Raw genomic sequence first — 23,255 nt, 5'->3', positions numbered from 1 at the left:
TTACAGCACCTGGCGCAGGAAGGCCTGCGCACGCGGGTCTTTCGGGGCGGCGAAGAACGCGGCCGGGGCCGAATCCTCCAGCAGCTTGCCATGATCGAAGAACAGCACACGGTCGGCCACTTCGCGGGCAAAGCCCATTTCGTGGGTGACGCAGACCATGGTCATGCCTTCCTGGGCCAAGGTCTTCATCACGTCCAGTACCTCGCCGACCATTTCCGGGTCGAGCGCCGAGGTTGGTTCGTCGAACAGCATCACTTTCGGGTCCATCGCCAGCGCTCGGGCAATCGCTACGCGCTGCTGCTGCCCGCCAGAAAGCCGAGACGGGAACTCGTTGGCCTTTTGCGCAATGCCGACCTTTTCCAGCAGCGCCCGGGCCTTGGCTTCGCGGTCAGCCTTGTTGCGCTTGCGCACCACCTTCTGCGCCAGGCACAGGTTTTCCAGCACGGTCATGTGCGGGAACAGGTTGAAGTGCTGGAACACCATGCCGACTTCGCGGCGGTAGGCGTTGATGTCGGTCTTGGGGTCGGCCAGCTGCAGACCGTCGATGGCCACATGGCCCTGGTCGAAATGCTCCAGGCCGTTGAGGCAACGCAGGAAGGTCGACTTGCCCGACCCCGACGGGCCGAGCACTACCACCACTTCGCCCTTGGCGACCTGGGTGGTGACGTTATCCACAGCCCGTACCACCTGGCCACGGGTGTCGAAGACTTTCAGCAGGTCACGGACTTCAATCACTTTGCGCAAGCCTCCGCTCGAGCCGACTGGCAATGTGCGACAGCGGCAGGTTGATCAGCAGGTACAGGCCTGCCACGCAGAACCAGATTTCGAAGGTAGAGAACGAGGTGGTGATAGCCTCACGGCCACTCTTGGTCAGCTCGGTGATGGCGATTACCGACACCAGCGAAGTGTCCTTGACCAGGCTGATGAACTGGCCGGCCAGCGGTGGCAGCACACGTTTGAACGCCTGCGGCAAGATGACGTGGCGCATCGACTGGCCAGCGTTCAGGCCCAGGGAACGAGCTGCTTCATTCTGGCCCTTGGCGATCGACTGCACGCCGGCACGGACAATTTCGGCCACGTAGGCGCCAGTGAACAGCGCCAGCGCCGCCACCCCGGCAAATTCCCGGGACAGGTTGAGCACAGTGCCGATGAAGAAGTAGAAGATGAAGATCTGCACCAGCAGCGGCGTGCCGCGCACCAGTTCGACATAAACGGTCGACAGGTCGCGCAGGGTGGGGTTGTTGGACAACCGGCACAAGCCAGCGAACAGGCCGATCACCAGGCCCAGCGCCCCGGACACCACCGAGATCCACAAGGTGGTCCAAAGGCCCCAGGCCAGCGGGCCCGCTGCCCAATGCCGGGTTACACCAATCGGGTCGCCTTCGGCGACATCGTCGCCACGGCTCAGCTGCAGGCTGTCCTTGGCCACATCGAGCACTTGCTCGGCACCGCTCTCGTCCTTCAGCGTGACGCGAGCGTTATCGCCGGAGATGACGATTTCCTGCACGGTGCCGTAATTGGCAGCGCGCTGTGTTTCCTCGGCCTTGTAGGCAAAGTACTGCGGTACGCGGTTCCAGCGCCACTCGTAGGAAATCATCGAAGTGGCCATGTACAGGCTGAGCGCCAGGCCCACCAGGACCAGGGCGGTCAGCCCGTGCCAGGGCCACTGGGCTTTCTTGTGTTTGATCACGTGGGGTACTTCCGTAAATGCGAACGCGCAGGGTTTGCCTGCGCGTCGGGGTCATAAAGCCGGGCTTTTGGCCTGGGCCTTATTCCATTTCCTTCAGCCAGTCCTTGTTCTTGAACCACTTGTCGTGGATACGATCGTAGGTCCCGTCATGCTTGATCTGGTGCAGGAAGTTGTTGATGAAGTTGATGCTGTCGTAGTCGCCTTTCTTCAGGCCGAAGGCCAGCGGCTCGTAGGTGAAGGGCTCTTCGAGGAACAGCAGCTTGCCGGCGCCGGCTTTTTCCACGGCAACCACGTTGTATGGGGCGTCATAGACGAAGGCATCGGCCTTGCCGTTGACCACGTCCATCACCGCTTCCTGCTCGTTGTCGTAGCCGTGGTACTTGGCTTTGCCGATCAACTTCTTGGAAACCATTTCGCCGGTGGTGCCCAGCTTGGACGTCAGGCGGTACTTCTCGTTGTTCAGGTCCTTGTACGACTTGATCTCGCCAGCCAGCTCCTTGCGGATCAGCAGGGTCTGACCAACCACGATGAAGGGTTCGCTGAAGTTCAGGCGCAGGTTGCGCTCCTGGGTCAGGGTCATGCCGCTGCCGATCATGTCGAACTTGTCGGTCAGCAGGGCCGGGATGATGCCGTCATAGGCGGTGGACACTGCCTCGAACTTGACGCCCATCGACTTGGCCATGGCTTTGAGGATATCGACTTCGAAGCCGATGATCTCGCCACGCTTGTTGGTCATCTGGAACGGCATGTAGGTCGGGTCCATGCCCACCCGCAAGGTGCCGCGCTTGACCGCGTCATCGATGGCGCCCGCCTGGGCCGCTGTCACGGCGACCAGGGCGGTAACACCGACCAACAGTCGCGAAAGGTATTTCTTGATCATCACCAAGTCCCCTAGCAAGAAAAGTAGCGAATCTTATTGTTGGCACGGCCGTGCAGGCCGATGAGTCGTATCGGAGAGGGATGCTAACGCATGGCGGCCCGGGGACCTAGAGCTGGGGGGGACTTTGTTGGCCAAAATCGGTTATGCAGGGACATTGCTGGCGAGGGCTTCCGCTCCTACAGAGGAATGTATATCCCTGTAGGAGCGGCCTTGTGTCGCGAATGGGCCGCAAAGCGGCCCCAAGATCTATCAGGCGCCGGCGAGTACTGGTTGGCCTTCACTCTCCGGATGCAACGGCAACAGCGGCGAGTGCGGGTCGTTTTTGATGGAAGCACGCCACACATCGATCCACGCCGCATTGTGCTCGGCCCACACTTGCTCATGCAGGCGAGTCAGCGCCACCGGGTCGCTGAGCAGAGCCAGACGGGTATTGAGGTCCAGCCCTTTCGGCCCGACCTCCATCGCCTTGGCCACGCGCTCGGCACGCAGTGCTTCGATCGGCGCCGCCTGGCCGTGACGGGCAGTGGCCATGGCGCAGGCCAGGGCGTTCTGCCGCGGGTCGACCACTGCCCGCACGAAGCCATCATGCAGGGCATGCCAGCGGTTTTCGTGGGTGTACTGGTCGGTAGCCAGCAGCTCTTGCGGGGTGGCGTATTCCTCGGGGATGAGGAACAGCTTTTCGTCCTTGGCCGCCAGGCCCAGGCGGGTGCGGCTGGAAATTACCGACACCGGGATCGACAGCACCAGCGAACCGACGATAGGCGCCAGCCACCACAGGAAGCTTGGGTTCAACCACGCCACCAGCGCGGCCCAGGCAATACCCAGCAGGGTTTGTGGGCCGTGGCGACGCACCGCTTCGCTCCACGGCGTGGAGTCGTCGTCACGCTGCGGCGAGTTCCAGGTCGCGGCCCAGCCGAGGAACGCGGCCAGCACGAAGCGGGTGTGGAAGATCATGCGTACCGGTGCCAGCAGCATGGAGAACAGCATCTCCATCAGCATCGACAAGGTAACCTTGATCCGCCCGCCGAACTCGACGGCGCCCTTGGCCCAGATCAGGATGACACTGAGCAGCTTGGGCAGGAACAGCAGCACGATCGTGGTGGAGAATAGCGCCACGGCCTTTTCCGGGTGCCACTGCGGCCACAGCGGGTAAAGCTGGTACGGCTCGATGAAATACTGCGGCTCCATCAGCGTGTTGGTCGCCAGCAGCGCAGTCGACAGCACCAGGAACAGGAACCACAACGGTGCCGACAGGTACGACATGACCCCGGTGAGGAACACCGCACGGTGTACCGGGTGCATGCCCTTGACCAGGAACAGGCGGAAGTTCATCAGGTTGCCGTGGCACCAGCGGCGGTCGCGCTTGAGCTCGTCGAGCAGGTTCGGCGGCAGTTCTTCGTAGCTGCCCGGCAGGTCGTAGGCGATCCACACGCCCCAGCCGGCGCGGCGCATCAGCGCGGCTTCGACGAAGTCGTGGGAAAGGATGGCACCGGCGAACGCGCCCTTACCCGGCAACGGCGCCAGGGCGCAGTGCTCGATGAACGGCTTCATGCGGATGATCGCGTTGTGGCCCCAGTAGTGCGATTCGCCCAGCTGCCAGAAGTGCAGGCCAGCGGTGAACAGCGGGCCGTACACGCGGGTGGCGAACTGCTGCATGCGTGCATACAGGGTGTCCATGCCCGAGGCTTTAGGCCCGGTCTGGATGATGCCAGCATCCGGGTTGGCCTCCATCAGGCGCACCAGGCTGCTCAGGCACTCGCCGCTCATGACGCTGTCGGCGTCGAGCACGACCATGTACTTGTACTCGCCACCCCAGCGACGGCAGAAGTCGTCGAGGTTGCCGCTCTTGCGCTTCACCCGGCGCCGACGGCGGCGGTAGAAGATGCGGCCAAAGCCTTTGGTTTCGCGGCACACGTCCAGCCAGGCCTGTTGCTCGGCCACGGCAATGTCGGTGTCGTTGGTGTCGCTGAGCACGAAGAAGTCGAAGCGGTCGAGGTTGCCGCTGGCGGCCACCGACTCGAACGTTGCGCGCAGGCCGGCGAACACGCGCGGCACGTCTTCGTTGCAGATCGGCATCACCAACGCGGTACGCGCCTCGGGTGCAATCGGCTCGTTGCCGGCGCTACTGCCCGAAATCTTGTATTTGTCGCGCCCGGTGAGCAGCTCGAGGAAGCCCATCAGTGCGGTCCAGAAGCCCGCCGATACCCAGCAGAACAGGATGCCGAAGAGGATCAGGATGGAGGTTTGCAAGGCATACGGCCACACCTGCACGACGGTGTCCCACAGCGACTGGCTGAGGATTTCGTCGAGGTCGACGAACGACCAGCCCTGGTACGGCAGGATGCCCTTCATGTACCAACCGGCGACGATGGTCTGGCCGATCATCAGGGCCAGCAGGATGTAACGGCGGATCGACCCGACCGTGCGCCAGCGTGCCGGCGGCAGCTCGCGCTTGGGTGGCTGCGGCGCGTTGGGACGGCCGGTCATGCGCCGCCACATGCGGATCAGCACGTTGGTGCGCCACGGCTCGGGCACGACCTTGGTGCGCTTGATCGGCGGGGCGATCTTCAGGCACAGGCGGCCGCTGCCATCGACACCGAGCATTTCGGCATCTTCCAGCTCGGCAGCACTGCCCACGGTCAAACGTGGACCGACCGAGGCCTGTACGGCCTCGGCAGGGCCGGCGGCCGGGTCGGCCGCCAGACGTTGGTGCAGCTCACTGAACGACGAGCAACTGGCGAGTTCCGCCCGTTGCTCGTCACTCAGTGGCAGGTGAGCCAGGTACTCGCCAAGCGATACTGGCCTTGCGTTTGAGTTACTCATCGGCAGGCAACTGATAGCTCCAGGTCTCGGTCAGCACCTTCTCGGTGGTGGCCGGGGCCCCGTTGGTGGGCGCCGCATCGGCGGCAGGTTGTTCGGCCTTGGCAGGTTGCTCGGCCTTCACGGCTTTCTCGGCCTTGGCATGTTTGGCTGCGGCCTTGTCCTGCTTGGCGTCCTGGGCAGGCTTGGCGGGCTCGACCGGCACATCACGCACCAGCGCGGCACGCATTTCGGTCGACTTGTTGGCTTCCTTGACCTTCAGACGCAGGGTCAGGCGCCAGCCCTTGGTCTCAGGGTTATAGCGCAGATTGTTTTCGACCACCTCGGCGTTGTCGTCAACGCTGATCTGGCTGCGCACGGCGGTATCTTCCGGCAAGGCGGCCAAGGCGGGGCCTGTGAAATCGACCAGGAAGGCCACGCTGCCGTCTGGCTGGCGGATCAGGTTGGACTGCTTGACGTCACCGGTGGAGCGCAGGGTCTGCTTGACCGAACCCAGATCAGGCGCCTGGAATTTCGCCTCGTCGATGGTCCAGTGCAGGCGGTAGGCGTACTCGATCGGCTTGCCTGGCTCTGGCAGCTTCTCCGGGCTCCAGAAAGCTACGATGTTGTCGTTGGTTTCGTCGGCAGTCGGGATTTCGACCAGGTCGACGGTGCCCTTGCCCCAGTCACCCTTTGGCTCGATCCAGGCGCTTGGGCGCTTCTGGTAGTTGTCGTCGAGGTCTTCGAAGTCGCTGAAGGCACGCTGACGCTGCATCAAGCCGAAACCACGCGGGTTCTCGACGCTGAAGTTGCTCACGGCGAGGTGTTTCGGGTTGTTCAGCGGGCGCCACAGCCACTCGCCATTGCCGGCGTGAATCGACAGGCCTTCGGAGTCGTGCAGGGCCGGGCGGTAGTTGAGCACTTTGGACGGCTGGTTGGGGCCGAACAGGTACATGCTGGTCAGCGGGGCAATGCCCAGGCGGCTGACCTGGTCACGCAGGAACACGCGGGACTGCACGTCGACCACGGTATCGTTGCCTGGGCGCAGGGTCAGCTTGTAGGCACCGGTGGAGCGCGGCGAGTCCAGCAAGGCGTAGATCACCAGGTGCTTGTCGGCCGGTTTGGGTTTCTCGACCCAGAACTCGGTGAAGCGCGGGAACTCTTCGCCCGATGGCAGTGCAGTGTCGATGGCCAGGCCACGGGCCGACAGGCCGTACACATGGCCCTTGCCGACCACGCGGAAATAGCTGGCGCCAAGCAGGGTCATGATCTCGTCCTGCTTGTCGGCCTTGTTGATCGGGTACAGCACGCGGAAGCCGGCGTAACCAAGGTTCTTGGTGGTTTCCGGGTCGTGCGGCACGTCACCGAACTCGAAGCGGCTCGGGTCGTACTTGATTTCCTCGACCTTGGAGGCGGTGACTTCGTTGATTTTCACCGGGGTGTCGAAGTGCATGCCCTGGTGATAGAACGACAGTTTGAACGGGGTCTTGTCCTTGGCCCACTCGGCCTTTTCCTGCAGGAAATGGATTTTCTGGTAGTCCGCGAACTTCATGTCGCGGAACACCGCAGGCAGGTTGCTTTTCGGTGCGTCGTACTTCTGGCCGGCCAGATCCTTTGCCTTGGCTGCAACATCGTCAAGATTGAATGCCCACAGCTGGCCCGCGCTCATCAGGCCGACCAGTGCCACACTGGCCATCAGGGCCTTGCGTAGACGCACGCCGGGGATTCTTGATGCTTTTTGGGGACTAACAATCACGAGCAACCCTCGCCGAAAACAGATCATGAAACCAACGGCCAGCGACAAATGCCGGGTTGGCGAGCACTGTTCGGACCCCGTGAGGGCGTAATGATTCCCCAAACGGATCCAGACAATGCTCGAGTCAGAGTGAAACGAACCTGCGAACGCAGGTCCATGCAGCGCGCGATTATCCAGCAGGTCGCGTGACAACGCATCAGGCTGGAACAACTATTTATCGTACAAAACCCCTTGTTTTCCTATAAACAAAGGGTTTTTTGACCTCACATTTGTAACATAAATGTTACGGGGCCATCATTGACCAGGTGCACCTGCATATCCGCACCGAAGCGGCCGCTGGCCACGTCGGCGTGCTGAGCGTTTGCCTGCTGCAAAAGATAGTCGAACAATTCGGCGCCGAGGGCCGGTGGCGCTGCCGTCGAGAAGCTTGGGCGCATGCCATTGCGGGTGTCGGCCGCCAAGGTGAACTGCGACACCAGCAACAAGCCACCCCCGACATCCTTGAGCGACAGGTTCATCTTGCCTTGCTCGTCGCTGAACACACGGTAGTTCAGCAGCTTGTGCAACAGCTTATCGGCCTGTTCACGGGAATCTTCAGGCTCGACCGCCACCAGTACCAGCAGACCCTGGTCGATGGCGCCGACCACCTCCCCCGCTACTTCGACGCGTGCACCGCGCACGCGCTGCAGCAGGCCCCTCATGCTTCTTCCAGGGGCAGGTCGAGCAGGCGCCGGGCCATCTGGTCGGCGGCACGTACCAGGGCATCGGTGATGCCAGGCTCCGAAGCCGCGTGACCGGCGTCACGAATCACTTTCAACTCGCTGTTCGGCCAGGCCTGGTGCAGGGCCCAGGCGTTGTCCAGCGGGCAGATCACGTCGTAGCGGCCGTGCACGATCACCGCCGGCAGATGGGCGATTTTCGGCAAGTCGCGGATCAGCTGATCCGGCTCGAGGAAGGCATTGTTCATGAAGTAGTGGCATTCGATACGGGCGATCGACAGCGCACGCTGCGGTTCGGAGAACCGGTCGACGACCAGCGGGTTCGGACGCAGGGTGGCGGTACGGCCTTCCCAGGTGGACCAGGCCTTGGCCGCATGCATCTGGGCAATCTGGTCGTTGCCGGTCAGGCGCTTGTGGAAAGCCTTGACCAGATCGCCACGCTCTTCCGGCGGAATCGGTGCGATGTAGTCCTGCCAGTAGTCCGGGAACATACGGCTGGCGCCTTCCTGGTAGAACCATTCGATCTCCTGTGGCCGGCACAGGAAGATGCCGCGCAGGATCAGGCCATGCACACGCTCGGGGTGGGCCTGGGCGTACGCCAGGGCCAGGGTCGAGCCCCACGAGCCGCCGAAGAGCACCCACTTGTCGATACCCAGGTGCTCACGAATGCGCTCCAGGTCCTCGACCAGGTGCCAGGTGGTGTTGTTCTCCAGGCTCGCATGGGGCGTGGAGCGGCCACAGCCGCGCTGGTCGAAGGTGATGATGCGGTACAGCGTTGGGTCGAAGTAGCAACGGCTCTGGGCGTCGCAACCGGCGCCCGGCCCACCGTGGATGAACACCACCGGCAGACCTTCTGGCGAGCCGCTCTCGTCGACATACAGCACATGCGGCGCTTCCACGGCCAGATCGTGCCGGGCGTAGGGTTTGATCTGCGGGTAGAGGGTCTGCATTGCGCACTCCGTGTGAGGATTATTCGGCCGTGGGCCATCATAAACCTGAATTGCGCTTTGAGCACCGCCTCTTCCACTCAACGCGGGTAACGCGCTTCCCCCCAAGCCAGCAGCGCTTGCAAAAGCTGCTTCAATACCACTTGCGTCGGTTGCGCCAAGTCTTCCCGGTAGGCAAACGGCTCGGTTTCCTCCATGTACGTGCTTTGCGCCAGCTCCAACTGCACCGCATGGATATGGTTGGCCGGGTCGCCATAATGCCGGGTGATGTGCCCGCCCTTGAACCGGCCATTAAGCACATGGCTGTAACCTTGCGCCTCGGCGCACACGGCCTGCAGCCGCTCAGCCAGTGCCGGGTCGCAACTGGCACCGTTGAAAGTGCCCAGGTTGAAGTCCGGCAACTTGCCGTCGAACAGGTGCGGGATATGCGAACGGATCGAATGGGCATCCCACAGCAGCGCATAGCCAAACTGCTCGCGCAGCCGGTCCAGCTCGTGACGAAGGGTGTCGTGATAAGGGCGCCAGATTTGCTCCAGGTAACGTTTACGTTCTTCGCCGGACGGCACCAGCCCATCCTTGAACAGCGGCTCGCCTTCGAACAACGTGGCCGGGTACAGGCCCGTGGTGGCGCCGGCGTACAGCGGTTTGTCGTCATCCGGGCGATTCAGGTCGATGACGAAACGCGAATACTCCGCGGCCACCACGCTGGCACCCAGGTCACGGGCAAAGTCATACAGCCGCGGGATGTGCCAGTCGGTGTCCGGCAAGCTGCGCGCCTGGTCGACCAGGCCGTCGCGCACGGCGTCGCTCAGGCGCAGGCCGGCGTGCGGCATGCTGATCAGCAGCGGCAGGCGGCCTTGGTGAAAACTCAGTGCCTTGTCCATCATGTCTCGCTCAGTTGGAGATTTCGTGGCCCTTGCGCACCACGCGCTTGGGCAGGTCGCCACCCAGCCAGTAGGCCAGGTCGGCGGGACGTTCGATTTGCCAGGCGACGAAGTCGGCCACCTTGCCCACCTCCAGCGAGCCGTGGCTGTCGCCCAGGCCCAAAGCAGTGGCGGCATGCACGGTGACGCCGGCCAAGGCTTCTTCCGGGGTCATGCGGAAACAGGTACAGCCCATGTTCAGCATCAAGCGCAGTGACAGCCCTGGCGAAGTGCCGGGGTTGAGGTCGCTGGCCAGGGCAATCTTCACTCCGTGGCGGCGCAAGGCGTCCATGGGCGGCAACTGGGTTTCGCGCAGGAAGTAGAAGGCGCCCGGCAGCAGCACGGCGACCGTGCCGGCTTTTGCCATGGCAATGGCGTCTTCCTCGGTCATGAACTCCAGGTGGTCGGCCGACAGTGCCTGGTAGCGTGCTGCCAGGCTGGAGCCATGCAACGACGACAGCTGTTCGGCGTGCAGTTTGACCGGCAGGCCCAGCTCGCGCGCCTTGATGAACAACCGCTCGACCTGGGCTGGGGAGAACGCCAGGTGTTCGCAGAAGGCATCCACCGCATCCACCAGGCCTTCGGCGGCCAGGGCTGGCAGCATCTCGTCACAGATGTGCGCGATGTAATCGTCGGCCCGGCCCGCGTACTCCGGCGGCAAGGCATGCGCCGCCAGGCAGGTGGCACGCACCGCCAACGGCAGCTCGTCGGCCAAGCGCCGGGCCACACGCAGCATCTTGCGCTCGTTGGCCAGGTCCAGGCCGTAGCCGGACTTGATCTCGATCGTGGTCACGCCATCGCGCATCAGCGCCTGGACCCGCTGGCGAGCACTGGCGAACAGCTCGTCTTCGCTGGCCGCGCGGGTGGCCCGCACGGTGCTGGCGATACCACCGCCTTGCGCTGCGATTTCGGCATAGCTCACGCCTTGCAGGCGCTGCTCGAACTCACCGCTGCGGTTGCCACCGAACACCGCGTGGGTGTGGCAGTCGATCAGCCCCGGGGTGACCCATGCGCCGCCCAGGTCCACCGTGCGGTCAGCCTCGACCGGTGCCAGCTCGGCGCGTGGGCCGATCCATTCGATCAGCCCGGCGCTGGTGACGATGGCCGCGTCTTCGATGGCCGAGTATCGGCCTTCGGCCATGGTTGCCACATGGCAATGCTGCCAGAGGGTTCTCATGCACAATCTCCTTTACTAGCGGTGCAGCTCGGCCGGTTCCACTGCCGGCTGGCCCTGCCCTGCGCGCGGCTTGCACCACAGCAGGTAGGACGCCACCAGGAACACCACCCAGATCACGCCGACGATCAATGCCGCCTGGGTGTCCGGGAAGTAGCCAAGCACGCCAAAGATGAACACCATGAACGCAATGGCCATGGCCGGGCCATAGGGCCAGAACGGTACCGGGAACTTGAGCTGGGCCACTTCCTCACGGCTCATGCTGCGGCGCATGGCCACCTGGGTAAGCAGGATCATCAGCCACACCCACACCGTGGCGAAGGTGGCGATCGAGGCAATCAGCAGGAACACGTTTTCCGGGATCAGGTAGTTGAGCAGCACGCCGATCAGCAATGCAGCGCCCATCACCACCACGGTCATCCACGGCACGCCATGTTTCGACAGCTTGCCGAAGCTGCGTGGCGCATGGCCTTGATGGGCCAGGCCGTACATCATGCGGCCGGCGCCGAAGATGTCGCTGTTGATGGCCGAGATGGCGGCGGAAATCACCACGACATTCAGCACGGCGGCGGCCGAGCCTATCCCCAGGTTGCTGAAGATCTGCACGAACGGGCTGCCCTGGCTGCCGATTTGCGGCCAGGGGTACAGGCACATCAGCACGAACAGGGTGAGCACGTAGAACAGCAGGATGCGCAGGGGCACCGCGTTGATCGCTTTGGGGATGACGCGTTGCGGGTCCTTGGCCTCACCGGCGGTGACGCCGATGATCTCGATACCGCCGAAAGCGAACATCACCACGGCAAACGACGCAATCAGCCCGCCGATGCCGTTAGGCATGAAGCCGCCGTGGTCGAACAGGTTGCTCATGCCCACGGCATGCCCGGTGCCCACCTGGCTGAAACCGAAGGCCATGATGCCGAGCCCGGCCAGGATCATCGCGACGATGGCGCCGACCTTGAGCAGCGACAGCCAGAACTCCATCTCGCCAAATACCTTGACGTTGCACAGGTTGAGGCCGCCGATGATGAAGACGATACCCAGCACCCAGATCCAGCGGGCGACCTCCGGGAACCAGAAGCCCATGTAGATCCCGAAGGCGGTGACGTCGGCGATGGCGACGATGACCATCTCGAAGGCGTAGGTCCAGCCGAGGATGAAGCCGGCCATGGGGCCGAGGTAGGTGCTGGCGTAGTGACCGAAGGAACCGGCCACCGGGTTGTGCACGGCCATTTCGCCGAGGGCGCGCATGACCATGAACACGGCGGCGCCGCCGATCAGGTAGGCCAGCAGCACGGCCGGGCCGGCCATCTGGATGGCCGAGGCGGAACCGTAGAACAGCCCGGTGCCGATGGCGGAACCGAGGGCCATGAAACGGATGTGGCGGGCACTTAGCCCGCGTTTGAGACCTTGAGCTTGTTGCATGTCACGTCCTTAAATTGTTTTTGTGGTCGTGAGATCAGAAGGGGCTGCTGCGTAGCCCATTCGCGGGCACGCCCGCTCCCACAGGAATACCGCAGCTTTGTGCCGTACCTATGAGAGCGGGCGCGCCCGCAAAGGGCCGCAATGCGGCCCCAGGGGCATTACAGGCTTGGCAGCACACCCGCCGGCAACAAACCGGTCAGGCTGCCCTTGGCCAACAGTTCCACAGCCTTTTCGATGTCTGGCGCGAAGAAACGGTCACGGTCGTAGTGCGCCACTTCGCTGCGCAGCGCCTGGCGTGCCTTCTCCAGCTTGGCCGAAGTCTTCAGGCCCTTGCGCAGGTCCAGACCCTGGCAGGCGCCCAGCCATTCGATGGCCAGTACGCCACGGGTGTTTTCGGCCATTTCCCACAGGCGCTTGCCGGCAGCCGGGGCCATCGACACATGGTCTTCCTGGTTGGCCGAGGTTGGCAGGCTGTCGACGCTGTGCGGGTGCGACAGGGCCTTGTTCTCGCTGGCCAGGGCGGCAGCGGTCACCTGGGCGATCATGAAGCCGGAGTTCACCCCACCGTTTTCCACCAGGAACGGCGGCAGCTGGGACATGTGCTTGTCCATCATCAGCGAGATGCGGCGCTCGCTGAGCGAGCCGATTTCGGCAATGGCCAGGGCCAGGTTGTCGGCAGCCATGGCCACGGGCTCTGCGTGGAAGTTACCACCGGAAATCACGTCACCCTCGGCAGCGAACACCAGCGGGTTGTCCGACACAGCGTTGGCTTCGACGCCCAGTACCTCGGCGGCCTGGCGCAGCTGGGTCAGGCACGCGCCCATGACCTGCGGCTGGCAGCGCAGCGAGTACGGGTCCTGAACCTTGTCACAGTTCTTGTGCGACAGCGACACTTCGCTGGAATCGCCCAGCAGGTCGCGGAAGCAGGCGGCGGTGTCGATCTGGCCGCGCTGGCCACGCGCTTCGTGGATACGCGCATCGAACGGCGAACGCGAGCCCAATACGGCTTCGACGCTTAGGCCGCCGCAGGCGATGGCGGCGGCATACAGGTCTTCGGCCTGGAACAGGCCACGCAGGGCATAGGCGGTGGACGCCTGGGTGCCGTTGAGCAGGGCCAGGCCTTCTTTGGCAGCCAGGGTCAGCGGTTCGAGGCCGGCAACCGCCAGGGCTTCGGTAGCCGACAGCCATTGGCCCTTGTAGCGGGCTTTGCCTTCACCCAGCAGCACCAGCGACATGTGCGCCAGCGGTGCCAAGTCGCCGGAAGCACCCACGGAGCCTTTCAGCGGGATGTGCGGATAGACTTCGGCGTTTACCAGGGCAATCAGGGCGTCGATGACTTTGCGACGAATGCCTGAAAAACCACGGCTGAGGCTGTTGATTTTCAGCACCATGATCAACCGCACCAGGTCGTCATCCAGCGGCGCGCCGATACCGGCGGCGTGGGACAGCACCAGCGAGCGCTGCAGGTTTTCCAGGTCGTGGCTGGCAATGCGGGTCGAGGCCAACAGGCCGAAACCGGTGTTGATGCCGTAGGCGGTGCGGTCTTCGGCAATGATTTGCTCGACGCAGGCAACGCTGGCGTCGATGGCCGGCGCGGCGCTGGCATCCAGTTGCAGGCGCACGGGCGCGGCGTGGATCGCGCGCAGCTGGGCCAAGGTCAGGGTGCCAGGCTTGAGGGTGAGTTCGGTCACTTTGCTACTCCAATCGCGTGGAGCCGCAGGCCCGTCGTTGGGTGCCTGCGCGCTCCTTCTTGTTGTTCAGTATCACCCCTTGCGGGGTGCGATCCAAAGCGTGGCGATCAGCCAGTGATCATCGGCAGGTCCAGGCCCTGCTCTTTGGCGCAGTCGATGGCGATGTCATAACCGGCATCGGCGTGGCGCATGACGCCAGTCCCTGGATCGTTGGTCAGTACGCGGGCGATACGCTCGGCAGCTTCATCGGTACCGTCACAGACGATGACCATGCCCGAGTGCTGCGAGAAGCCCATGCCCACACCACCGCCGTGGTGCAGCGACACCCAGGTGGCGCCGCCTGCAGTGTTCAGCAGGGCGTTGAGCAGTGGCCAATCGGAAACGGCGTCCGAACCATCACGCATGGCTTCGGTTTCGCGGTTGGGGCTGGATACCGAACCCGAGTCCAGGTGGTCACGGCCGATCACCACCGGTGCCGACAGCTCGCCGCTGCGGACCATTTCGTTGAAGGCCAGGCCCAGCTTGGCGCGAAGGCCCAGGCCAACCCAGCAGATACGCGCCGGCAGGCCCTGGAAGCTGATGCGCTCGCGGGCCATGTCCAGCCAGCGGTGCAGGTGGGCGTCGTCGGGGATCAGTTCCTTGACCTTGGCGTCGGTCTTGTAGATGTCCTCTGCCTCGCCAGACAGCGCCGCCCAGCGGAACGGGCCGATACCACGGCAGAACAGCGGGCGGATGTAGGCAGGGACGAAGCCTGGGAAGTCGAAGGCATTGGCCACGCCTTCTTCCTTGGCCATCTGACGGATGTTGTTGCCGTAGTCGAAGGTCGGGATGCCCTGTTTCTGGAAGTCCAGCATGGCCTGTACGTGCACGGCCATCGACTGCTTGGCGGCCTTGACCACTGCAGCCGGTTCGGTCTGCGCACGGTCGCGGTACTGTTCCCAGGTCCAGCCGGCAGGCAGGTAGCCGTTCAGCGGGTCGTGGGCGCTGGTCTGGTCGGTGACCATGTCCGGGCGCACGCCACGCTTGACCAGCTCTGGCAGGATTTCGGCGGCGTTGCCGTGCAGGGCGATGGAAATGGCCTTGCCTTCGGCGGTGTACTTGGCGATGCGCGCCAGGGCGTCGTCAAGGTCAGTGGCCTGCTCGTCTACGTAGCGGGTTTCCAGACGGAAGTCGATGCGGCTCTGCTGGCACTCGATGTTCAGCGAGCAGGCACCGGCCAGGGTAGCGGCCAGTGGCTGCGCGCCACCCATGCCGCCGAGGCCTGCGGTGAGCACCCACTTGCCTTTCAGGCTGCCACCGTAGTGCTGGCGACCAGCTTCGACGAAGGTTTCATAGGTGCCCTGAACGATGCCTTGGCTGCCGATGTAGATCCAGCTGCCAGCGGTCATCTGGCCGTACATGGCCAGGCCCTTGGCGTCCAGTTCGTTGAAATGTTCCCAGTTGGCCCAGTGTGGCACCAGGTTGGAGTTGGCGATCAACACGCGCGGGGCGTTGCTGTGGGTCTTGAACACGCCGACCGGCTTGCCCGACTGCACCAGCAGGGTTTCGTCGTCTTCCAGGCGGGTCAGGGTTTCGACGATCTTGTCGTAGCATTCCCAGTTACGGGCGGCGCGGCCGATACCGCCGTACACCACCAGTTCTTTCGGGTTTTCCGCGACCTGCGGGTCGAGGTTGTTCATCAGCATGCGCAGGGGCGCTTCGGTCAGCCAGCTTTTGGCGGTCAGCTTGTTGCCACGTGGGGCACGGATTTCAACGTCACGGTATTTGTTGTTGTCGGTCACGGGAAAGGTCCTCTGCGGTCGTCCGCGGGCGGGTATGTCGTGGTGAATATACAAACACACCTTTACTTGTATGTACAAGCATGGACAACCAAAATAATTGGACCTGTGCGTTCCTGGCTTGGGTTTTGTGGTGGTGCATAGATCGAGCGCCGCGCGGGCGGCGCTCGATCTCACAGGCAATGAAAATGCATTGCCAAGCCCATCAGCGCAAAATGAGCTCGATCAAGCAAAACCGCCCCTGAACCTCCAGCCCAAGCAACTCGTCGTTGCCCTCCAGCCGCAGGCAGTCATACAACCCCAACCGCTGCGTCTCACGCCCGGCAACGCCAACCTCGACCTGGCTACCGGCCGCAAACAACAGCACCGTCGACGCCGAGCTGTACAACCGGCTGGTGCCATCGAACCACTGCAACCGCGCCCGATACCGCTGCGGCGCATAGATCAGGTTGAAATCGCGGATCGCCCCCCCCAGCAGCTTGCAACTGACCTGGCTTTCACCGCTGAAGGCAAAGGCATCGAACGGCAGCAACGGCCGGCTGGCCTGGCCGTCGACCATCAAGCGCATGCCGTCGCCCTGCAGCACGGTGATGATTCGCTGATAACCGGCGAAGGTGGAAAAACCACCCGACTCTTCGATATCGGCAATCGACAGGCGCCAGCCAAAGCCATCCAGGCCCTCGCCACTGTCGCGGGTAATTTCTTCGGTGAAACCGCCACCGTTCTTCCACGGCATGCGCGGGTAATCCTGCGCACGCAACAACTGCAGCTGGCTCATTTACTGAAACGTCCTTCCAGGCGATGACGGGAACCGGGGTGGATCAGCCGTGCAGCGGTCACCGGCTGGCGGCCGGACCAGGTACGGCGGCGAATCAGCAGGCACGGCTCGCCCCGCTCGATCTGCAGCAGGCGGCACTCTTCCGGCTCGGCCAGAATGGCCTCGACCACGTGCTCACCTTCGGTCAGCGGCGCCACCTGGGACAGGTAGGCGTAAGGCGTCTGCCGGGTGAAGTCCTGCTTGAGGTAGTCGGGGGCAATGGCCGCGTTGACGTAGCGGTCCTCGATCTGCACCGGCACGCCGTTCTCGAAATGCACGATCAGCGAGTGGAACACGCGCTGGCCTTCGCGCATGTCCAGGGCCAAGGCCCGCTCGGAGCCGGCGGCTTCCTCGTTGAGGGTGATCACCTGGCAGCTATGCTGGTGGCCGCGCGCGGCAATTTCGTCGGCAATGTTGTTGACTTCGAACAGCGCCGAACGGCCCTTGGGCTCGGCCACGAAGGTGCCGACCCCTTGCATGCGCACCAGCAGCCCTTCGGCGGTGAGTTCACGCAGGGCACGGTTGATGGTCATGCGGCTGAAGCCCAGCTCGCTGACCAGTTCACTCTCCGAGGGGACCCGGTGATGGGGTGGCCAGCTGCCGTTGTCGATCTGCTGGATGATCATCTGTTTGACCCGGGCGTACAACGGCGCCGGGCCCTCGCCCATCTGGGCAACCAGCGCGGAGACAGGAGGTGTCGGCACGGCGTTGGATCCTTGTGCATATGGAGTGAGCGGTAGCTTGCCGCAGTTTACCCGGCAGGCAAACGGCTGTATATGTATATACAAGTCAACAATAACAGGATTTGCACAGATGTCCGCCTACTTCGCCGAACGCGCCCTGCTCCCCACGGGCTGGGCCAGCCATGTCCGTATCGAGGTCGCCAGCGATGGCCATGTGGCCCGCATCGAGCCCGGCGCTTCGGCCGAAGGCGCCGAGCGCCTGGCCGGCCCGCTGCTGCCCGGCATGCCCAATCTTCACTCGCATGCCTTCCAGCGCGCCATGGCGGGCCTGGCGGAAGTGGCCGGCAACCCCAACGACAGCTTCTGGACCTGGCGCGACCTGATGTACCGCCTGGTCGGGCAGATCACGCCGGACCAGTTGCAGATCATCGCCCGCCAGCTGTACATCGAAATGCTCAAGGCCGGCTACACCTCGGTGGCGGAATTCCACTACGTGCACCATGACCAGGCCGGCAAGCCCTACGCGGACCCGGCCGAACTGTCCTGCCGCATCAGCGCGGCCGCAGCCGACAGCGGCATAGGCCTGACCTTGCTGCCGGTACTGTACAGCCACGCAGGCTTCGGCGGCCAAGCACCGAACGACGGGCAGCGGCGCTTCATCAACTCCACCGAACAGTACCTGAAGCTGCAGGCACAACTGGCCCCGCTGCTGGCCGCGCAACCGGCGCAGCAACTGGGCTTGTGCTTCCATTCACTGCGGGCGGTAACGCCTGGGCAAATCGCCGATGTGCTGGCAGCCAGCGCCCCACAATGCCCGGTGCATATCCACATCGCCGAGCAGCAGAAGGAGGTGGACGATTGCCTGGCCTGGAGTGGCCTGCGTCCATTGCAGTGGCTGTACGAACATGTGGACGTGAACCCGCGCTGGTGCCTGGTGCACGCCACCCACGCCGAGCCGGACGAGGTCACCGCCATGGCCCGCAGTGGCGCGGTGGCTGGGCTGTGCCTGACTACCGAAGCCAACCTGGGCGACGGGATATTCCCGGCGGTGGACTTCCTGGCCCAGGGCGGGCGCATGGGCATTGGTTCGGACAGCCATGTGTCGCTGAGCGTGGTGGAAGAACTGCGCTGGCTGGAGTATGGCCAGCGGCTACGGGACCAGCGACGCAATCGCCTGTATCGTGGCGACCAGCCGATGGTCGGGCGCACGCTGTACGACGCTGCACTGGCAGGCGGCGCGCAGGCGCTGGGGCAGGCGGTCGGGGAGCTGGCCGTGGGCAAGCGCGCCGACTGGCTGGTGCTCGATGGGCAGGACCCTTACATCGCCATGGCGGATGGCGACGCCATTCTCAACCGCTGGCTGTTCGCCGGTGGGGATCGCCAGGTACGCGACGTGATGGTGAACGGACAGTGGGTGGTGCGCCAGGGTCGGCATGCGCAGGAAGCGGAAAGCGCGCAGGCATTTGCCGGCGTGCTGCGCCAGCTCTTGGGTTGAGCGTATTGGGGCTGCAAAGCAGCCCCAAACATCAGTGCATTTTCACGATTTGCTGATCGGACGCTCGCCAGATCAACCGACTGGTGTCATACCCCTGCTGCCGCGCCTTGGACAGCAGGTTCTCGCGCTCCCAGGCCGGCAACGTCGGCGTGCGCGACAGAATCCACAGGTGCTTGCGGTCCGGGCTGCCGACCACCGCCGTGCGGTAGCGATCATCCACGTACAGAATCCAGTACTCGCCCCGCGCCACGCCAGGCACCAGCTTGGTGAACCAGTTATCGAACTCTACCCACAGCTTGTCGGTATGCCCCGGCTCCTGGATGCTGGCATGCCCTTCGGCGCGCAGCCATTCATCACCCATGGTACGGCAGCGGTTGAGCACGCCAAAGGTGCCGTCCGGCTTGAGGTTGTAGTGTGCCTCGGACTGCTCGCAGCCGGTCTGGTAGCGCATGGGCAGGCGCGCCAGTTCGAACCATTTGCCCTGGTAGCGCTTGAGGTCGACATTGCCAGCGGTTTTCGGCGCCAGCGGGTCGTGCACGGAGCCTGCGCAACCACCCAGCAGCAACGCCAGGCATACCCCCATCAGCAGGTACAGGCGCCTCATTTGAGGCCCTGCCCGGAGTACATCAGTACCTTGTCAGCCGCGTACTGCACGCTGATGAAGCTCTTCTCGTCCCCCCAAGTGCAGCTGCTCATGCCCAGCGCGCCCGAACACTCGGTCGGCGTGCCGAGCAACTGCTCGACCTCGGCCTTGTTCATACCGGCCTTGATCTTGGAATAGTTTTCCTGATTGATCTTGCTGCAGGCAGTCAGAACGACGCACAGCGACAACAGGGCGAGGGAACGCAACGACATGAAGGACACTCCTGGAAGATGATACAGGCGAGTGGCCTGCAGTGATCTTCGACGGGAAAATCCCTCCCTGGTTCCCTGCCCCACCCCCTTTGCCCCTACACCATTGGTCGGATGGCCATTACTGTGCGATTAATCACAAAGAAATAGTCGTTCGCCCAATAAAAAGGCCGCCCTGAGGGCGGCCTTGCATCGCGATGGCCTGCGCAGCAGGCCCTTCGGGCATCAGAACCTGGAACCAGGCTCCAGCAAAAAGTCCATCTCTTCGCTGGTACTCGGTCGCTCCAGCACCAGGTTGCGGTGCGGGAAACGCCCGAACCGGGCAATGACTCGCTGGTGCTGCTCGGCATAGTCGAGGAAGCCTTCGAACAGCCGGCGGGTAGCCTCTGGCTGCTCATCCAGCAGCATCTGATAGCGCTCGACACACAGGTTCTGCCAGTCCAGCACCTCGGCATGCTCCAGCACCAGTAGTACGAACACCCGCTGGATGGGCAACAGTTGATAGTCCCAGCCCTTCTGCAGCCCCTGCATGGCCACCACCTGGGCACGCCGGTCGCCCTCGAAGGCGCGCGGCGTGTCGCGGTAAATCATGCGCGGCAGCTGGTCCAGCAAGATCAGCAGGCCCAGCCAGCCCTGCGGGCTTTGCTGCCACTCGTCGAGCCCGCCCGCCAGGGCCTGCTCGACCAGGTCGCCAAACAGCGCATGGGCGTCGGCATCATGATGCTTGCCGAACCACAGCGTGCTCTTCTCGTCAGCCACGGCCTGGGCACTGGTGCCCCAACCGAACCACCACTCCAGCAACGGCTGCCAAGGTGCGAGCATGACTTACTCCTTGTGGTAGGCGGTGACGCGCTCGACCTCTTCCTTCGAGCCAAGGATCACCGACACGCGCTGGTGCAGGCTTTCTGGCTTGATGTCGAGGATGCGATCGTAACCGTTGGTGGAAGCGCCGCCGGCCTGTTCGATGATGAACGACATCGGGTTGGCTTCGTACATCAGGCGCAGCTTGCCCGGTTTGCTTGGCTCGCGGGCATCACGTGGGTACATGAACAGGCCGCCACGGGTCAGGATGCGGTGCACGTCGGCTACCATCGAGGCAATCCAGCGCATGTTGTAGTTCTTCTTCAGCGGGCCGGTTTCACCTGCCAGCAGTTCGCCAACGTAGCGTTGTACCGGGGCTTCCCAGTGACGCTGGTTGGACATGTTGATAGCGAACTCGGCGGTGGTGGCCGGCACCTGGATGTTTTCGTGAGTCAGTACGAAGCTGCCCAGCTCACGGTCCAGGGTAAAGCCCTTGACGCCGTTGCCCAGGGTCAGGATCAGCATGGTCTGCGGGCCGTAGATGGCATAGCCGGCGGCAACCTGCTCGGTGCCTGGCTGCAGGAAGGCTTCTTCGTTGAGGCTTTCGTTCTGGCTCAGGTACTGGTTAGGGCAACGCAGCACCGAGAAGATGGTGCCGACCGATACGTTGACGTCGATGTTCGACGAGCCGTCCAGTGGGTCGAAGACCAGCAAGTAGGCGCCTTTCGGGTACTTGCCCGGGATCTGGTAGGCGTTGTCCATTTCTTCGGACGCCATGCCGGCCAGGTGGCCGCCCCACTCGTTGGCTTCCAGCAGGATGTCGTTGGAAATCACGTCCAGTTTCTTCTGGACTTCGCCCTGCACGTTTTCAGTGCCCATGCTGCCCAGCACGCCGCCAAGGGCGCCTTTGGAGACGTGATGGCTGATTTCCTTGCACGCACGCGCCACCACTTCGATCAGGAAGCGCAGATCGGCAGGGGTATTGTTGCTGCGGGTCTGCTCAATCAGATAGCGACTCAGGGTAACGCGGGACATGTATGGCTCCGAATGGATGGGGGAGATAAAAAACCCCCGCAGTTTACAGGGAGAGTGGCGGGCTAGCGAGTGATGAGACTCGCCACGGCTCTCAGACGGCACAATAGGTCGGTAGTTCAGCCTTCGCCAGGCCGGTGGTCGGAGTGAGGGCCATTCGCGGGTGAACCCGCTCCCACAAGGATCTACACAGGCCTTGCAGCTGTAGATTTCCCTGTGGGAGCGGGTTTACCCGCGAAGAGATCAGCACAGGCTTACATCAATCCAGAGCCTTCCAGATCTCGTTGGCATATTCGCGAATGGTCCGGTCCGACGAGAACCAACCCATCCGCGCGGTGTTCAGCACCGCCATGCGCCACCATTCCTGCGGCGTGTGCCACAGGTCTTCGACCCGTCGCTGGGCATCCCAGTAGGCATCGAAATCGGCGCATACGAGGAAACGATCGTAGGCCACCAGGCCATCGATCAACCCGGTGTAGCGTGACGGGTCGTCTGACGAGAACACGCCGCTGCGAATGGCCTGCAACACATCGCTCAAGCGGCTGGAGGCGGCTATGGCGGCATTGGCACCAAAATCACCGGCCCGCTTGCGTGCCTCGACCTGCTGCGCGGTCAGGCCGAAGATGAACATATTGTCGGCCCCTACCTGCTCGCACATCTCTACGTTGGCGCCATCCAAGGTGCCGATGGTCAGCGCGCCATTGAGGCCGAACTTCATGTTGCTGGTGCCAGAGGCCTCGTAACCGGCGGTGGAAATCTGTTCGGAAAGGTCCGCCGCCGGAATGATGCTTTCGGCCAGGCTGACGTTGTAGTTAGGCAGGAACACCACCTTCAGCAAGCCGCGCACGGTCGGGTCGTTGTTCACCACCCGGGCGATGTCGTTGGCCAGCTTTATGATCAGCTTGGCCTGGTGGTAACTGGCCGCAGCCTTGCCAGCGAAGATCTTCACCCGCGGCACCCAATTGGTGCCTGGGTCATTGCGCATGGCCTGGTACAGCGCAACGGTGTGCAGGAGGTTCAGCAGCTGGCGCTTGTACTCGTGAATGCGTTTGACCTGCACGTCAAACAGCGCCTCGGGGTTGACCGTAACGCCAATGCGGTCCTGGATGATGCTGGCCAGGGCGCGTTTGCTGTGCAGGCGCTGGGCCGCGAACTGCTTGCGGAAACCGGCTTTGTCGGCGAACGGCACCAGGCCGGCCAGAAGCGCCTCCGGGTCGTCCTTGAGTTCCGGGCCAAGCGCCTCGACCAGCATCTCGGTCAGCTGAGGGTTGGACTGGTACAACCAGCGGCGGAAGGTAATGCCATTGGTCTTGTTGTTGATCCGTTGCGGATAGAGCTTGTGCAGTTCGGAAAACACCGTGCTCTTCATCAGCTTGCTGTGCAGCGCCGACACGCCGTTGACGCTGTGCGAGCCAAGAAACGCCAGGTTGCCCATGCGCACCCGACGGCCGTTGTCTTCTTCGATCAACGACACCGCGCGCAGCACGTCGAAATCGTGCAGGCCTTTGGCCCGCAAGGCATCGATATGGAAGGCATTGATCAGGTAGATGATCTGCATGTGCCGCGGCAGCATGCGCTCCATCAACGCTACCGGCCAGGTTTCCAGGGCTTCGGGCAACAGGGTGTGGTTGGTGTAGGCGAGCGTACCGACGGTCAGCTCCCAGGCCTTTTCCCAAGGCACTTCGTGCTGATCCACCAGTAACCGCATCAACTCCGCCACGGCAATCGAGGGGTGGGTGTCGTTGAGCTGGATGGCCGCCGCATCGGGCAGGTTGAGCAGGTCCTTGTGCATGTTC

General features: G+C 63.3%; 20 protein-coding genes. 1 reads left to right on the top strand and 19 read right to left on the bottom strand.

What is annotated here, in order from left to right:
* The 14 genes from APH42_RS19950 to hutC all read right to left on the bottom strand — a co-directional run bounded on the left by APH42_RS19950 (nucleotide 1) and on the right by hutC (nucleotide 17,264).
* A complete protein-coding gene (locus APH42_RS19950; protein ID WP_003249271.1) occupies nucleotides 1–735 on the bottom strand; it encodes an amino acid ABC transporter ATP-binding protein in 735 nt (244 codons plus the stop codon).
* Complete coding sequence (locus APH42_RS19945; RefSeq protein ID WP_012274579.1) at nucleotides 728–1,690, bottom strand: amino acid ABC transporter permease; 963 nt, start codon at nucleotides 1,688–1,690, stop codon at nucleotides 728–730. Before APH42_RS19945 ends, APH42_RS19950 begins: the two co-directional genes overlap by 8 nt.
* 79 nt (nucleotides 1,691–1,769) lie before the next feature.
* Nucleotides 1,770–2,567, bottom strand: coding sequence for a transporter substrate-binding domain-containing protein (locus APH42_RS19940; RefSeq protein WP_025752328.1), 798 nt, complete (start codon nucleotides 2,565–2,567; stop codon nucleotides 1,770–1,772).
* A gap of 252 nt (nucleotides 2,568–2,819) precedes the next feature.
* Complete coding sequence (gene mdoH, locus APH42_RS19935; protein WP_012274581.1) at nucleotides 2,820–5,393, bottom strand: glucans biosynthesis glucosyltransferase MdoH; 2,574 nt, start codon at nucleotides 5,391–5,393, stop codon at nucleotides 2,820–2,822.
* Nucleotides 5,386–7,125 carry a glucan biosynthesis protein G gene (locus tag APH42_RS19930; RefSeq protein WP_209976282.1) on the bottom strand — a complete coding sequence of 580 codons (1,740 nt, stop codon included), beginning with the start codon at nucleotides 7,123–7,125 and terminating at the stop codon, nucleotides 5,386–5,388. The genes mdoH and APH42_RS19930 overlap by 8 nt, the downstream gene beginning before the upstream one ends.
* 263 nt (nucleotides 7,126–7,388) lie before the next feature.
* Nucleotides 7,389–7,826, bottom strand: a complete 438-nt coding sequence (gene dtd, locus APH42_RS19925) for a D-aminoacyl-tRNA deacylase (protein WP_012274583.1) — start codon at nucleotides 7,824–7,826, stop codon at nucleotides 7,389–7,391.
* Entirely contained in the window at nucleotides 7,823–8,794 is a 972-nt protein-coding gene (gene pip, locus APH42_RS19920; RefSeq protein WP_012274584.1) for a prolyl aminopeptidase, read from the bottom strand. Before pip ends, dtd begins: the two co-directional genes overlap by 4 nt.
* 77 nt (nucleotides 8,795–8,871) lie before the next feature.
* Nucleotides 8,872–9,675: an N-formylglutamate deformylase gene (gene hutG, locus APH42_RS19915; RefSeq protein ID WP_012274585.1), complete on the bottom strand. Its 804-nt coding sequence runs from the start codon at nucleotides 9,673–9,675 to the stop codon at nucleotides 8,872–8,874.
* 10 nt (nucleotides 9,676–9,685) lie between these two features.
* The gene (gene hutI / locus APH42_RS19910) at nucleotides 9,686–10,891 is read right to left on the bottom strand and encodes an imidazolonepropionase (RefSeq protein WP_060494070.1); all 1,206 of its coding nucleotides are present in this window, start codon (nucleotides 10,889–10,891) and stop codon (nucleotides 9,686–9,688) included.
* Between the two features lie 15 nt (nucleotides 10,892–10,906).
* Complete coding sequence (locus tag APH42_RS19905) at nucleotides 10,907–12,310, bottom strand: amino acid permease (RefSeq protein WP_012274587.1); 1,404 nt, start codon at nucleotides 12,308–12,310, stop codon at nucleotides 10,907–10,909.
* Nucleotides 12,311–12,468: 158 nt separating this feature from the next.
* Nucleotides 12,469–14,001: a histidine ammonia-lyase gene (gene hutH / locus APH42_RS19900; RefSeq protein WP_012274588.1), complete on the bottom strand. Its 1,533-nt coding sequence runs from the start codon at nucleotides 13,999–14,001 to the stop codon at nucleotides 12,469–12,471.
* A 107-nt stretch (nucleotides 14,002–14,108) separates the two neighbouring features.
* A complete protein-coding gene (gene hutU / locus APH42_RS19895) occupies nucleotides 14,109–15,782 on the bottom strand; it encodes a urocanate hydratase (RefSeq protein ID WP_012274589.1) in 1,674 nt (557 codons plus the stop codon).
* A gap of 202 nt (nucleotides 15,783–15,984) precedes the next feature.
* A complete protein-coding gene (locus tag APH42_RS19890) occupies nucleotides 15,985–16,557 on the bottom strand; it encodes a HutD family protein (protein WP_012274590.1) in 573 nt (190 codons plus the stop codon).
* Nucleotides 16,554–17,264, bottom strand: a complete 711-nt coding sequence (hutC, locus tag APH42_RS19885; RefSeq protein WP_171577230.1) for a histidine utilization repressor — start codon at nucleotides 17,262–17,264, stop codon at nucleotides 16,554–16,556. The genes APH42_RS19890 and hutC overlap by 4 nt, the downstream gene beginning before the upstream one ends.
* A gap of 145 nt (nucleotides 17,265–17,409) precedes the next feature.
* Between hutC and APH42_RS19880 the strand changes: the two genes are divergently transcribed.
* Entirely contained in the window at nucleotides 17,410–18,774 is a 1,365-nt protein-coding gene (locus tag APH42_RS19880) for a formimidoylglutamate deiminase (protein WP_012274592.1), read from the top strand.
* A 31-nt stretch (nucleotides 18,775–18,805) separates the two neighbouring features.
* On the opposite strand, the gene APH42_RS19875 is transcribed toward APH42_RS19880, so the two are convergent.
* The 5 genes from APH42_RS19875 to glgP all read right to left on the bottom strand — a co-directional run.
* Nucleotides 18,806–19,378 carry a lipocalin family protein gene (locus APH42_RS19875; RefSeq protein WP_012274593.1) on the bottom strand — a complete coding sequence of 191 codons (573 nt, stop codon included), beginning with the start codon at nucleotides 19,376–19,378 and terminating at the stop codon, nucleotides 18,806–18,808.
* Complete coding sequence (gene bamE, locus APH42_RS19870) at nucleotides 19,375–19,629, bottom strand: outer membrane protein assembly factor BamE (RefSeq protein ID WP_003249234.1); 255 nt, start codon at nucleotides 19,627–19,629, stop codon at nucleotides 19,375–19,377. The genes APH42_RS19875 and bamE overlap by 4 nt, the downstream gene beginning before the upstream one ends.
* 222 nt (nucleotides 19,630–19,851) lie before the next feature.
* Complete coding sequence (locus APH42_RS19865) at nucleotides 19,852–20,448, bottom strand: DUF924 family protein (protein ID WP_012274594.1); 597 nt, start codon at nucleotides 20,446–20,448, stop codon at nucleotides 19,852–19,854.
* A 3-nt stretch (nucleotides 20,449–20,451) separates the two neighbouring features.
* Nucleotides 20,452–21,462, bottom strand: coding sequence for a class 1 fructose-bisphosphatase (locus APH42_RS19860; protein ID WP_012274595.1), 1,011 nt, complete (start codon nucleotides 21,460–21,462; stop codon nucleotides 20,452–20,454).
* A gap of 256 nt (nucleotides 21,463–21,718) precedes the next feature.
* Nucleotides 21,719–23,255: glycogen/starch/alpha-glucan family phosphorylase (gene glgP / locus APH42_RS19855; protein WP_156352839.1), on the bottom strand; the 1,537-nt coding region annotated here is incomplete at its 5' end.

The organism is Pseudomonas sp. NBRC 111140 (assembly GCF_001320885.1).
GTDB classification, from domain to species: Bacteria; Pseudomonadota; Gammaproteobacteria; order Pseudomonadales; family Pseudomonadaceae; genus Aquipseudomonas; species Aquipseudomonas putida_P.
Note: the sequence above shows the minus strand (reverse complement) of the source record. Positions and strands in the feature narration are given on the sequence as shown.